Genomic DNA, 13,432 nt, shown 5'->3' with positions numbered 1-13,432 from the left:
GAAAAGTGACTTCAATAGATAAAGACTTAACATTAAAACCATTATTGGGGAAAAGTGGACAAGCTTTTTTAGGAACCTATCCAAATGGTGATCGCATTTTTGTTAAAAAAAATACTACCCCTATTTTAGCAGCACTTGCAAAAGAACAAATCACACCACAACTACTATGGGCCAAGCGTTTGAGTAATGGTGATATGATGAGTGCTCAAGAATGGTTAAATGGTAGATTATTGACAAAACAAGATATGAATAGCAAACAAGTTTGTCAAATTTTACAAAGAATGCATCGTTCAAGGCCCTTGGTTAATCAATTACTACAATTAAATTTTCAAATTGAAAATCCTTATGATTTACTGATTGATTGGGAAAAAAATGCACCACTTCAATTACAGAAAAATACTTATTTAAAATCTGTTGTTGAAGAGTTGAAAGAACACTTACCAGAATTTCGTGCAGAGGTTGCAACGATTGTTCATGGAGATGTGAGACATAGTAATTGGGTGATTACAACCAGTGGGTTAATCTACCTTGTTGACTGGGATTCTGTGCGTTTGACTGATCGTATGTATGACGTTGCTCATATTTTGAGTCATTATGTTCCAAGAGTTCGTTGGGAAGAATGGTTAACTTATTATGGTTACAAATACAATGAAAAAGTCTTGAATAAGATTAAATGGTATGGGCAGTATGCTTTCTTATCACAAATCTTGAAGTTTTTCAATATGAGAGATATGGAGCATGTTAATCAAGAAATTTATGAGCTTCGCAATTTTAAAGCGTTATTTTAGAAAGGTCACATGAGAGTCAGAAGAAGAAAAGGGGCACAAGAACATTTAGAAAACCATCCTAGTTATGTTGTTTTAAAGCCTGAGGATAGTAAAGGTAAATGGGCAAAGGTTTTTGGTAATGACAATCCCATCCATGTGGAAGTAGGTAGTGGTAAAGGACGTTTTATCACAGGAATGGCTGAGAAAAATCCAAATATCAACTATATCGGTATTGATATTCAAATGTCTGTTTTAAGTTATGCCTTAGACAAGGTTTTGGCATCGCAGTTGCCGAATATTAAATTATTGTGGGTGGATGGTTCAGAGTTGACTAATTATTTTGAAAAAGGTGAAATCTCACTCCTTTATCTCAATTTTAGCGATCCGTGGCCTAAAACGAGACATGAAAAGCGTCGTCTGACTTACAAATCTTTTTTAAAAACTTATGAGATGATTCTGCCTGAGCATGGTGAAATTCATTTTAAAACTGATAATCGTGGCTTATTTGAGTACAGTTTAGCTAGTTTTTCTCAGTACGGAATGACTTTAAAACAAGTTTGGTTGGATTTGCATGCTAGTGATTATGATCAAAATGTAATGACTGAATACGAAGAAAAATTTTCTAATAAAGGTCAGGTTATTTACCGAGTTGAGGCACAATTTTAATTTGATATGCTGGTGGGGAACCACCTTATGGAGAGGTCGCATAGTGGCTGAGTGCGCTGGCTTGGAAAGCCAGTAGTGTCTGTATGGGCACTCGTGGGTTCGAATCCCATTCTCTCCTTATATAATATAGTATAGATATGATAGGGGTTTGAGGTGATTTACCCACCAAACACCTATCAATAATCTTAATATTTGAAAATGTCTTGTGTTTATTATCAAAAAATAGTTAGTGATGTGGTTTATTTGTAAGGTAGACATTGCTAAAAGGCTTAAATACTTGCATTTTCAAAGGAGAAGTGTTATAATTAGTTGAATAATACAAGAAGGGGCGAGGGTATAACTTCGCCTCTTATCTGTGTAAGGAGGTAAATATCATCGCAACTATTATTGAATTGGTAACAAATGTTATTGCACCCGCTATTAAGGATCCCTTTGAATTAGTTGATGTTGAGTATGAAAAGATGAGAACAGACTATGTTCTTCGTATTTTAATTGATAAACCAGGAGGTATTACGGTTGAAGATACGTCACTGTTATCAGAAACCATTAGTCCATTACTTGATGACATCAAGCCCGACCCTTTTCCTGAGCAATATATGCTTGAAGTGTCAAGTCCGGGTCTAGAACGTCCCCTAAAGACTAAAGAAAGTCTTTTAAAAGCGATCAACCAGTATATTAATGTTAGTTTATACCAAGCTATTGATAAAATGAAAATCATAGAAGGTGTTTTAACAGCCTTCGATGGTGATCATCTAACCATAGTTTATATGGATAAAACTCGCAAAAAAACAATAACAATCCCCTATAAGGCAGTTGCTAAGGCACGCCTTGCAGTAAAACTTTAAGAAAGGAATTCTCTTTGCCTAGCAAAGAAAAAATAAATATGAGCAAAGAAATGCTAGAAGCTTTCCGAATTTTGGAAGAAGAAAAACATATTAATAAAGAAGACATTATTGATGCCGTTAAGGAATCCTTAAAAGCAGCTTATCGTCGTCGTTATGGTCAATCAGAAAGTGCTGTGATTGAATTTAATGAAAAAACTGGAGATTTTAACGTCTTCACTGTTCGTGAGGTCGTTGAAGAAGTCTTTGATAGTCGTTTAGAAATCAGCTTAAAAGATGCCTTGGCCATTAATTCAGCTTATGAATTAGGGGATAAGATTCGTTTTGAAGAATCACCAAAAGAATTTGGTCGTGTTGCTGCTCAAAATGCTAAACAAACCATTATGGAAAAAATGCGTTATCAGTTTAGAGAAGTGACTTATAACGAGTTTAAACAGCATGAAAATGAAATCATGACAGGTACTGTTGAGCGATTTGATGATCGCTTTATCTATGTTAATTTAGGCAGTATTGAAGCACAATTGTCTAAACAAGACCAAATTCCTGGTGAAACTTTTAAATCACATGACCGCATTGAAGTATTTGTCTACAAAGTTGAAAATAACCCTAAAGGGGTCAATGTTTTTGTGAGTAGAAGTCATCCAGAATTCATCAAACGTATTATGGAGCAAGAAATTCCAGAAGTATTTGATGGTACTGTGGAAATTATGAGTGTGGCGCGTGAAGCTGGCGACAGAACAAAAGTTGCTGTTAGAAGCCACAATCCAAACGTTGATGCTATTGGAACAATTGTTGGTCGAAAAGGTGCTAATATTCAAAAAGTTATCAGTAAATTTCACCCTAAACGTCTTGATACAAGGACAGGGACTACTGTACCAGTAGAAGAAAATATTGATGTTATTCAATGGGTCGATGACCCAGCTGAATTTATCTATAACGCTATTGCTCCTGCTGAAGTTGATCAAGTTATTTTTGATGACGTTGACCCAAGACGAGCTTTAGTTGTTGTTCCAGATGACAAGTTATCTCTTGCTATTGGACGTCGTGGACAAAATGTGCGTTTAGCAGCACATTTAACTGGCTACCGTATTGATATTAAATCTGCTAGTGAATTTGAACAACTTGAAGCAGAAGGAATCATTAATGATGAGGAGCTAGAAATACCAGATACTCCTCTTGAAGAGTCTGAGTAAAAGAATCGAGGTGTCTCATGCCAAAAAATAAGAAAGTACCTTTAAGAAAGTCAGTTGTTTCAGGTGACATTATTGATAAAAGAAACTTGCTTAGAATTGTGAAAACTAAAGATGGTGAAATAGCTATTGATCCAACAGGCAAAAAAAATGGTAGAGGGGCCTATATCAAATTAGATAATCAAGAAGCATTGATTGCTAAGAAAAAGAAGATTTTCAATCATAGTTTCTCAATGGATGTTCCAGAGAGCTTTTATGATGAACTCATTAGCTATGTTGATCATAAGGTCAAAAGAAGAGAGTTAGGTCTTGAATAATAGTAAACAATTATCCAATTTGTTAGGTTTAGCACAAAGAGCAGGAAAGCTTATTTCAGGAGAAGAATTAGTTGTTAATGCGATTCAATCCCAAAAAGCAACACTTATTTTTCTTGCAAATGATGCAGCCACAAATTTGGTAAAGAAAATAAATGATAAAAGTCATTATTACAACGTAGAAGTCTCCACAGTGTTTTCAACACTGGAATTAAGCGCTGCTATCGGCAAACCAAGAAAGGTTATAGCTGTCTGTGACGCTGGATTTTCAAAGAAAATGAGGACTCTTATGAGATAAAGGATAGGAGGACAAGATTTGTCTAAGAAAAGATTACATGAAATTGCAAAGGAAATAGGGAAAACAAGTAAAGAAGTTGTTGAACAAGCAAAATCACTTGGTTTTGCAGTTAAAACACATTCAAGTACCCTTGATGAAGCAGATGTTAAGACATTGGTTTCAAGCTTTTCTAAACCATCTAATAAACCGTTAGAGAAAAAAGAAACAACTGCTTCTGTAAAAAAACAAGATGCAAGTGAAAACAAATTAGTAAAATCAAAAGAAACTAAAGAATCTGTTGATAAAAAATCTAGTCATGAGGCCAAAGAGGTTGATAAAAAAGAAGTTACTCAACAAACATCAACTCAGCCAAGGCCTAAAAGTAGAAATTTCAAGGCTGAACGCGAAGCAAAAGCAAAAGCAGAAGCAGAACGTCGCAAAAAAGCTAAAGAAAACACACAACAGTCAGGCTCATCAAACTCTTCTAATCGCTCTAAAGAAAGACATCAAAGCAAAGCCAAGTTTAATAATAGACGATTTGACAATCAACAATCTGGACGAAAAGATAGCTATCAAAGAAAAGAAGAGAAGATAGCTGAAAAATCAACGACTCCTAAGATTGATTTTAAAGCGCGTGCAGCAGCTCTAAAAGCTGAGCAAAATGCTGAGTACTCTCGTCAAAGTGAAAGTCGTTTTAGACAAGAACAACAGACAAAAATTGAAAAAGCAAAACGCGAAAAAGAAGAAAAAGAAGCACGTTTAAATGTTGCAAAAGCCGAAACAATCAAAGTCCAAGAAGTTGAGCCTGTTATAGAAACCAAGACACTTGTGGGGGATGTTATTGCACCCCCAAAACAAAGTGTTGATACGAGACGCAAAAAACAAGCGCGTCAAGAAAAACTTCGTCATGAAGCTGCAAACCTTGAAGATGGACCAAAACAAGGTAAAAATAAGAAAAATTGGAATAATCATAATCAAGTGAGAAATCAAAGAAACAGTAACTGGAATACTAAAAAGAAATCTAAAAAAGGTAGAAATAACAAAGATGTTGCTCCAAAACCAGTAACAGAACGTAAATTTCATGAATTACCTAAAGAATTTGAATATACAGCAGGAATGACTGTTGTTGATATTGCTAAGAGAATTAAGCGTGAACCAGCTGAAATTGTCAAAAAACTCTTTATGATGGGTGTTATGGCAACACAAAATCAATCTCTTGATGCTGATACTATCGAACTTTTAATGGTTGATTATGGTATTGAAGCACATCAAAAAATTGAAGTGGATAATGCAGATATTGAACGCTTCTTTACAGAAGAGGGCTATCTTAATCCTGAAAATATGGTGGAAAGAGCACCAGTTGTTACCATTATGGGTCACGTTGACCATGGTAAAACAACGCTTTTAGATACACTTCGCAATTCAAGAGTAGCCACAGGAGAAGCTGGAGGAATCACACAGCATATTGGTGCTTATCAAATTGAAGAAAATGGTAAGAAAATTACCTTCCTTGATACGCCTGGCCATGCTGCCTTTACCAGTATGCGTGCTCGTGGTGCTTCTGTCACTGACATCACTATTTTGATTGTTGCGGCTGATGATGGTGTGATGCCTCAAACGATTGAAGCTATTAATCACTCAAAAGCTGCTGGTGTGCCGATTATTGTTGCTATCAATAAAATTGATAAACCAGATGCTAATCCAGAAAGAGTTATTGGTGAATTGGCTGAACATGGTGTAATGTCAACAGCTTGGGGCGGAGATTCTGAATTTGTTGAAATTTCAGCTAAATTTGGTAAAAACCTTGATGAATTATTAGAAACCGTTTTACTTGTTGCTGAAATTCAAGAATTAAAAGCAGATCCTACTGTTCGTGCTATTGGTACGGTTATTGAAGCTCGTCTTGATAAAGGAAAAGGGGCTATCGCAACCTTACTTGTTCAACAAGGAACACTTAATGTTCAAGACCCAATTGTTGTGGGTAATACATTTGGACGCGTGCGTGCCATGACAAATGACTTAGGTCGTCGTGTGAAAACAGCACCTCCTTCAACACCTGTTTCAATCACTGGTTTAAATGAGACACCAATGGCGGGAGATCATTTTGCTGTTTACGAAGATGAAAAAGCAGCACGTGCAGCTGGTGAAGAACGTGCTAAACGTGCACTCATTAAACAACGTCAAAATACTAATCGTGTTAGTCTTGAAAACCTCTTTGATACTCTTAAAGAAGGGCAAGTCAAATCAGTCAATGTTATCATAAAAGCAGATGTTCAAGGTTCTGTTGAGGCTCTTGCTGCATCTCTTGTCAAAATTGATGTAGAAGGTGTTAAAGTAACTGTTGTCCATGCAGCTGTTGGAGCCATCAATGAATCTGACATTACTCTTGCTGCGGCAAGTAATGCTTTAATCATTGGATTTAATGTTCGTCCAACCCCACAAGCACGTCAACAAGCAGAAACTGATGAAGTAGATATTCGTCTTCATAGTATCATCTATAAAGTGATTGAAGAAGTTGAAGATGCTATGAAAGGAATGCTTGATCCAGAATATAAAGAAAAAATTCTTGGTGAAGCTGTTATCCGTGAGACCTTTGCTGTCTCTAAAGTTGGTACCATTGGAGGCTTCATGGTGACTAGTGGTAAGATTACTAGAGATTCTAGTGTTCGTGTCATTCGTGATAGTGTTGTTGTTTTTGATGGGAAATTAGCCAGCTTAAAACATTTCAAAGATGACGTGAAAGAAGTGACTAATGGTCGTGAAGGTGGTCTCATGATAGAGAAATATAACGACTTACAAGTAGATGACTTGATTGAAGCTTATGTGATGGAAGAAATTAAACGTTAATAGAAATGAGGTCATAAATGGGAAAATCATTTCGCATAGATCGTGTTGGTATGGAAGTCAAACGTGAAATTAATGACATTCTTCAAAAGAAAGTTCGTGATCCACGTGTCAATGGCGTTACCATAACCGATGTTCAAATGCTTGGAGATTTATCAGTTGCCAAAGTTTACTATACTATTTTATCTAATCTAGCCTCAGATAATCAAAAAGCTCAAGAAGGATTAACAAAAGCTAAAGGGACTATCAAACGTGAGTTAGGTCATCACCTCACCATGTATAAAATTCCTGATTTAGTTTTTATCAAAGATGAGTCTATTGCCTATGGTAACAAGATAGATCAAATGCTTAGAGAACTTGATCAAAAAGACTAAAAAGAACTGTTTAACAGTTCTTTTTTTATTGACAATAAAGAGGAAATCACATATAATATCTACAGATGTAGACATATAAAAGGAGGAGACTATGAAATCTATTTCAGATGCTGAATGGGAAGTGATGCGTGTCATTTGGACTTATCATGAGACAACTAGTAAAGAAATCATTAATGTCTTAGGACCCAAAAAAGATTGGTCAACGTCCACAATCAAAACGCTTCTTGCTAGATTAGTGGAAAAAGAATTTGTTTCAAGTTACCGTCAAGGTAAACACTATGTTTATTCTTCTCTTATTTCTGAAGATGAGGCACAATTTTCTGAATTAAAAAAAGCATTTTCTCGTATTTGTCAGAAAAAACATGCTGATTTATTGTTAAAATTATTGGATGATACCTTAATGACTCAAGCAGATGTTCAAATTTTTAGTGATAAATTGACTGAAAAAAAAGAAAATACTGTTGATGAAGTCTATTGTAATTGTGTGCCCGGTCAATGTTTATGTATGCACCATGGAAAGGAAAACTAATGGCAAAGGACGTTTTTTTAATTGATGGGATGACCTGCGCATCTTGTGTGGCTAATGTTGAAAATAGTATTAAAAAAATAGATTCTGTCGATGATGTTGTCGTCAATTTAACGACCGAAAAAATGACTGTTAATTATAATGAGACAGAATTATCTAAAGATGACATTATTAGTGCTGTTCAAAGAGCGGGGTATGATGCCAAACTGTTTAACGGAGATAAGACTGAGTCTATAGAAAATAGAGAAGAAAATAAATTGCAAGTGATGAAAAAAAGACTCATTGGCTCTATCATTTTCACTATGCCATTGTTTTATCTTTCGATGGGAAGTATGATAGGTATGCCAGTGCCTTCTCTTTTATCTCATGAGACCAATCCTGTGCTTTTTTCACTTGTTTTATTACTATTAACTATTCCTGTTGTTTTATTAAACTATCATTTTTATACTAATGGTTTTAAAGCTCTCTTTGCTTTAAGAGCTAATATGGATTCATTAGTTGCCCTTGCTACAACAGCTGCATTTTTATATAGCCTTTATGGCACAATCGCTGTTTTTCAAGGTCACACCCACAGTCATCTTTATTATGAATCTGTTGCAGTGATTTTAACCTTGATTACCTTAGGAAAATATCTTGAGTTAATCTCTCGCGGTAAAACCTCTCAAGCAATTAAAAAGTTGTTGGCTTTATCTGCTAAAGAAGCTACCATTTTACAAGATGGTAAAGAAATAAAACTGGCTGTTGATGATGTGAGTGTTGGTCAACAAGTGATTGTTAAACCAGGCGAGCGGATACCACTTGATGGGGTCATTGTTAAGGGTCATTCAACGATAGATGAGTCCATGCTAACTGGCGAGAGTTTACCGATTGAAAAAGCAGAAGGTCATAAGGTTTATGCGGGTACTATGAATGGCAAAGGTAGACTCCTTTATCAAGTTGACAAATCATCAAAAGATAGTTTTCTTTCTCAAATCATTAAACTGGTGGAGGATGCACAACAAACCAAAGCCCCTATTGCAAAAATCGCTGATCAGGTCTCAGGGATATTTGTTCCTATTGTTATCGCTTTAGCCATCATTAGTGGACTATTTTGGTTCTTTATTTTAGGTAAAAGTTTTCAATTTGCAATGACTGTAGCTGTTAGTGTTTTAGTGATTGCTTGTCCTTGTGCTTTGGGTCTTGCCACTCCAACAGCAATTATGGTCGGAACAGGAATGGCTGCTGAAAAAGGCATCTTATTCAAAAGAGGAGATGCTTTAGAGCTAGCTCATCAAGCTGATACGATTGTCTTTGATAAGACAGGGACAATTACTGAAGGAAAACCAGAAGTAGCTAGTCTTTTTACCTATGGATTAGAAAAAGAAGATTTATTACGTTACTTAGCTTCTTTTGAAGCTATGTCTGAACATCCTTTAGCACAAGCTATTGTAAAAGATGCAGAAGAAAAACAGTTGAGCTTATTAGAAGTTGACCAGTTTGAATCTCTAACCGGATTTGGTATTAAGGGGCAGATTGACTCTTCAGAATTTTTAATCGGTAATGACACCTTAATGGCGAGGGAAGGTATTTCTCTAGAGCCAGTTAAATTAGATTTTGAAGCGATGACATCATCTGGTCAGACACCTATTTTCATTAGTAAAGATAAGCAGCTTATTGGATTAGTTGGTGTCGCTGATAAGATTAAAAAAGATAGCAAAGAAACCATTAGACGCTTGCAGGAAATGGGAAAAGATGTTGTGATGCTTACTGGTGACCACCATCAAACAGCACAAGCTATTGCTAAAGAATTGAATATCAAAACAATCTTTAGTCAAGTGTTACCAAATGAAAAACAAGAAGTCGTGCTGACTTTAAAAGAAAAGGGTAAAAAAGTAGCAATGGTTGGTGACGGTATTAATGACGCTCCGGCTCTTGTTACAGCAGATATTGGCATTGCGTTAGGTTCTGGGACTGATATTGCGATTGAGTCTGCTGATATCATTTTAGTACGCCCTGATATGCTTGACTTAATCACTTTATTAAGTGTTAGTCGGTTGACAATTAAGACTATCAAAGAAAATCTTTTTTGGGCATTTATCTATAATGTTTTAATGATTCCAATAGCTATGGGGATTCTTTATGGTATAAATGGTCTTTTGTTAGATCCAATGTTGGCAGGATTAGCCATGAGCTTTAGTTCTGTATCAGTTGTTTTAAACGCTTTAAGGTTAAAAAATAGAAAACTATAATTATTATCAAATAAGGAGAAAAGAATAATGGAAAAAACATATGAAATGACAGGTTTAAAATGTCAAGGCTGTGTCAATACAGTGACTGAAAAATTATCTGCTTTGAAAAGTGTAGAAAATGTTTCTGTCGATTTGGATGCTAAAGAAGTCACCATTACGGGAAGTCCTTTAAAATGGTCTTTACAGCGTGCACTAAAAGGCACTAAGTTTGAAATTGGTAAAGAAGTTAAAAAAGAAACAGTTATGAAATAAAAATATGAAAAATGTACCTGTTTTCCTCAATTCATGATAAACTAGTATAGATAAATGAGTTAGGTGACGGTATGGAAAATACAATTTGGGATATTTTAAATATTATCGGAACGGTGGCCTTTGCTTTTTCAGGTGCCATCGTTGCTATGGAAGAGGATTTTGACATTCTAGGCGTTTTTATTCTTGGTTTTTTAACAGCATTTGGTGGTGGCACGATTAGAAATCTAATGATCGGTCTACCAATGAGTGCTTTATGGAGTCAGGGAACAGCATTTAATTATGCTCTAGGTGCCATTATTCTCATTCTTTTTTTCCCAAATCTTATTTCAATGCACTGGAAAAGAGCTGGTGTTTTTACCGATGCCGTTGGCTTAGCAGCCTTTAGTATTCAAGGAGCCTTGTTTGCAAAAAATTTAGGACAACCACTTAGTGCCGTCATTGTTGCAGCGGTTTTAACAGGAGCAGGTGGCGGGGTTGTTCGTGATGTTCTAGCAGGTAGAAAACCAGGCGTTTTAAGAAGCGAGATATACGCTGGCTGGTCAATTTTAGCAGCTATCATGATTCATTTTAAAATTGTTAATGATGATTCTGGCTACTACGTCTTGGTTTTACTGATTATTATTTTAAGAATGATTGGTTATAAAAAAAATTGGCATTTGCCAAAAGTGAATTGGAATAATACTAAGGAGTAAGAAAAGATGATTAAACTAATCGCTATCGATTTAGATGGCACTTTATTAACAGATGACCATAAAATACCAAAAGAAAATATTGAAGCTATACATAAAGCTGTTCAAAAAGGGATTAAAATAGTGATTTCAACTGGTAGACCTATATCTGGAGTAAAACCAATTTTCGAGCAATTGGGATTAACTGAAAAAGAATTTGTCATTATCAATAATGGTTCATCTACCTATGAAACGAGCCAATGGCAGTTGATTGATTATTTTAACCTGAAAGATGAGGAAATAACGTCTCTTTATCAATTAGTTGAAAACGAAAAAGACATTCAATTAACCATTTTTGATGAAGATGGTCATTATTTTGTTTTAGCCGAAAATCCTTTACCGGTTGTGACGTTTGATGCTAATGTTGTTTTTGTTAAGCCAACATCAATTACCTTGGAGCAATTATTAAATCGTCAAAAAATCAATTTTCAAGGGATGTATTTGGCTGAACCAATAGTTTTAGATGATTTTCAAAAACAACATGAGGCTAACTTATCTTCTCGTTTTAGTACCGTTAGAAGCCAAAATTATATCTTTGAAACCTTACCAAAAGGATCTACTAAGGCTTCAGCCTTAATCAAACTCATTAAAGAATTAAACATTTCTAAAGAAGAAGTCATGGCGATTGGCGATGGTAATAATGATATTGAAATGCTTGAGATGGCTAGTATCAGTGTTGCTATGGGAAATGCAAGTGAGGCAGTTAAAAAAGCTGCAAAATACCAAACGGACACAAACAATAATAATGGTTTAGCTAAAGCGATTGAGAAACATATTTTGAAGTAAACATGTCTGTGTTTACTTTTTTAATTGAAAAAACCTTTTTGACGATATTTGTCAAAAAGGTTGAAATAGTTTAACAATTACGGCATTAAGGGTAGGCCAATAGCAGCCATTTCTTCTGCAGGTGTAATCATGCCATCATTAATCCAGTTGGCTAGTACAGAAATGATTGCTGTACTAAAAAAAGAAGTAGAGTAGCTTGAAATTTTTTTACGACGGTATTTTTGATAAGCTTTAAAACGTCTAGCGACTAGATCTGTTAAAAAATGGTGTAACTGATGTTTTAAAGCAATCTTTAAAACATAAGCTTCTTTTTTGGCTTCGGTAAATAAGTAAAGCCAAGCTTGATAGGTTTGCGTTTTGAGGTTAAAGGGTTTAACCCCACGAAAAATTTTTCTAACAGTTCGTGTCATAATATTTTTTAAAATATCTTCTTTTGAGCGGAAATGTCGATAAAAAGCATTTCTTGAAACTCCTGCTTTTGCCACCAATTCAGAAATAGTAACTTGTTTGATGGTTTTATTTTCAAGGAGATATAATAGAGCTATCTCGAGAGATTCTTTAGTAATTTTTTTTGATTCTTGGTTGGCTTTTTCCAAATTTTTAATGGAAATAGGAGAAACGTCCTTTTTTGCCATAACAACTCCTTTTAAATTGTGACATCTGATGAAAAGTAGTCCTATTATTACCGCTTTCATGATATAATTTTATGTGAAGATAGGTGTTTTGTCAACTAACAAAAATACAATGATGAATGGAGAAATATTATGGCTTGGAAAATTGTAACAGACTCAGGAAGTGATTTTAGGATTTTGCCTGATTTGGCGTTGGATACTACTTTTGAATTAGTTCCATTAAGTTTAACGATAGGAGATCGTGTTTTTGTCGATTCTAAAGATCTCGATATTGAAGAAATGATGACAACTATGTATTCTCAAAACACAGCAGCACTTTCAGCTTGTCCTAGTCCAGAAGCCTTTAAGAATTCTTATGAAGGGGCTGATAATATCATTGTTATCACATTGACTGGTACGCTATCTGGTAGTCACAATAGTGCCCAACTGGCTAAAAAAATGTTACTAGAAGAAAATCCCAATGCCAACATTCACGTGTTTGATTCTTTGTCGGCTGGTGGAGAAATGGATTTATTCCTTCTTGAAGCTAATAGATTAATTAAAGAGGGTCTAGAATTTGAAGAAGTTATTGCTCAATTAGAAACTTATCTTTCAAAAACACGTTTATTATTTATTTTATCTAAAGTAGATAATCTAGTGAAAAACGGACGTCTTAATAAATTAGTTGGAACCGTTGTTGGCTTATTAAATATTCGAATGGTGGGAAGAGCAAGTGAAGAAGGAAGACTTGAATTACTCCACAAACCAAGAGGGCAAAAAAAGGCTGTGGTGGCTGCCTTTGAAGAAATGCTTAATTCAGGCTACAACGGCGGACGTGTGATGATTGCTCATGCCAACAATTTAAAAATCTGTCAACAATTGGAAGAAAAAATAAAAAATAAATTTCCTCAAGCAGAAGTTAATGCCATGCCAACATCTGGCTTATGTAGTTTTTATGCAGAAGAAGGTGGTATTCTTCTAGGTTATGAAGTAGAATAAGAAACAACCTCTATATGATATAGAGGTT

At 35.1% G+C, this 13,432-nt stretch carries 15 protein-coding genes and 1 tRNA gene; 15 read left to right on the top strand and 1 reads right to left on the bottom strand.

Annotation, left to right across the window (positions count from 1 at the left end; all coding sequences use genetic code 11):
- The first annotated feature begins 5 nt into the window (after positions 1–5).
- From ccrZ to N7659_RS00325, 14 genes are all read left to right on the top strand, one after another.
- Positions 6–788, top strand: coding sequence for a cell cycle regulator CcrZ (gene ccrZ, locus N7659_RS00390; protein WP_263275278.1), 783 nt, complete (start codon positions 6–8; stop codon positions 786–788).
- A 9-nt stretch (positions 789–797) separates the two neighbouring features.
- Positions 798–1,433 carry a tRNA (guanosine(46)-N7)-methyltransferase TrmB gene (gene trmB, locus N7659_RS00385; RefSeq protein WP_263275277.1) on the top strand — a complete coding sequence of 212 codons (636 nt, stop codon included), beginning with the start codon at positions 798–800 and terminating at the stop codon, positions 1,431–1,433.
- Positions 1,434–1,462: 29 nt separating this feature from the next.
- Positions 1,463–1,551: transfer RNA gene (locus N7659_RS00380), tRNA-Ser, on the top strand.
- A gap of 235 nt (positions 1,552–1,786) precedes the next feature.
- Positions 1,787–2,278, top strand: a complete 492-nt coding sequence (gene rimP / locus N7659_RS00375; RefSeq protein WP_263275431.1) for a ribosome maturation factor RimP — start codon at positions 1,787–1,789, stop codon at positions 2,276–2,278.
- Between the two features lie 38 nt (positions 2,279–2,316).
- Complete coding sequence (nusA, locus tag N7659_RS00370; RefSeq protein ID WP_199567241.1) at positions 2,317–3,468, top strand: transcription termination factor NusA; 1,152 nt, start codon at positions 2,317–2,319, stop codon at positions 3,466–3,468.
- A gap of 17 nt (positions 3,469–3,485) precedes the next feature.
- On the top strand, positions 3,486–3,782 hold the full coding sequence (gene rnpM / locus N7659_RS00365; RefSeq protein ID WP_199567172.1) for an RNase P modulator RnpM: 297 nt from the start codon (positions 3,486–3,488) through the stop codon (positions 3,780–3,782).
- Positions 3,775–4,077, top strand: coding sequence for a YlxQ-related RNA-binding protein (locus N7659_RS00360; protein ID WP_263275276.1), 303 nt, complete (start codon positions 3,775–3,777; stop codon positions 4,075–4,077). Before rnpM ends, N7659_RS00360 begins: the two co-directional genes overlap by 8 nt.
- Before the next feature lie 18 nt (positions 4,078–4,095).
- Positions 4,096–6,903, top strand: a complete 2,808-nt coding sequence (gene infB, locus N7659_RS00355) for a translation initiation factor IF-2 (RefSeq protein WP_263275275.1) — start codon at positions 4,096–4,098, stop codon at positions 6,901–6,903.
- Between the two features lie 17 nt (positions 6,904–6,920).
- Complete coding sequence (gene rbfA, locus N7659_RS00350) at positions 6,921–7,274, top strand: 30S ribosome-binding factor RbfA (protein WP_263275274.1); 354 nt, start codon at positions 6,921–6,923, stop codon at positions 7,272–7,274.
- A gap of 91 nt (positions 7,275–7,365) precedes the next feature.
- On the top strand, positions 7,366–7,803 hold the full coding sequence (locus N7659_RS00345) for a CopY/TcrY family copper transport repressor (protein WP_263275273.1): 438 nt from the start codon (positions 7,366–7,368) through the stop codon (positions 7,801–7,803).
- Positions 7,803–10,028, top strand: coding sequence for a heavy metal translocating P-type ATPase (locus tag N7659_RS00340; protein WP_263275272.1), 2,226 nt, complete (start codon positions 7,803–7,805; stop codon positions 10,026–10,028). Before N7659_RS00345 ends, N7659_RS00340 begins: the two co-directional genes overlap by 1 nt.
- Positions 10,029–10,055: 27 nt before the next feature.
- On the top strand, positions 10,056–10,280 hold the full coding sequence (locus N7659_RS00335; protein ID WP_263275271.1) for a heavy-metal-associated domain-containing protein: 225 nt from the start codon (positions 10,056–10,058) through the stop codon (positions 10,278–10,280).
- Positions 10,281–10,351: 71 nt separating this feature from the next.
- Complete coding sequence (locus N7659_RS00330) at positions 10,352–10,972, top strand: trimeric intracellular cation channel family protein (protein WP_263275270.1); 621 nt, start codon at positions 10,352–10,354, stop codon at positions 10,970–10,972.
- Between the two features lie 6 nt (positions 10,973–10,978).
- Positions 10,979–11,794, top strand: coding sequence for a Cof-type HAD-IIB family hydrolase (locus N7659_RS00325; protein WP_263275269.1), 816 nt, complete (start codon positions 10,979–10,981; stop codon positions 11,792–11,794).
- 77 nt (positions 11,795–11,871) lie between these two features.
- Here the strand turns inward: N7659_RS00325 and N7659_RS00320 are convergent, their stop codons facing one another.
- Positions 11,872–12,429, bottom strand: coding sequence for a TetR/AcrR family transcriptional regulator (locus N7659_RS00320; RefSeq protein WP_263275268.1), 558 nt, complete (start codon positions 12,427–12,429; stop codon positions 11,872–11,874).
- A gap of 129 nt (positions 12,430–12,558) precedes the next feature.
- Here N7659_RS00320 and N7659_RS00315 point away from each other — a divergent pair, with 129 nt between their 5' ends.
- Positions 12,559–13,404, top strand: coding sequence for a DegV family protein (locus tag N7659_RS00315; protein WP_263275267.1), 846 nt, complete (start codon positions 12,559–12,561; stop codon positions 13,402–13,404).
- The last annotated feature ends 28 nt before the right edge of the window (positions 13,405–13,432 follow it).

The organism is Streptococcus sp. CSL10205-OR2, assembly GCF_025660655.1.
Taxonomy (GTDB): domain Bacteria; phylum Bacillota; class Bacilli; order Lactobacillales; family Streptococcaceae; genus Streptococcus.
This window is presented reverse-complemented; position numbering and strand designations above follow the sequence as displayed.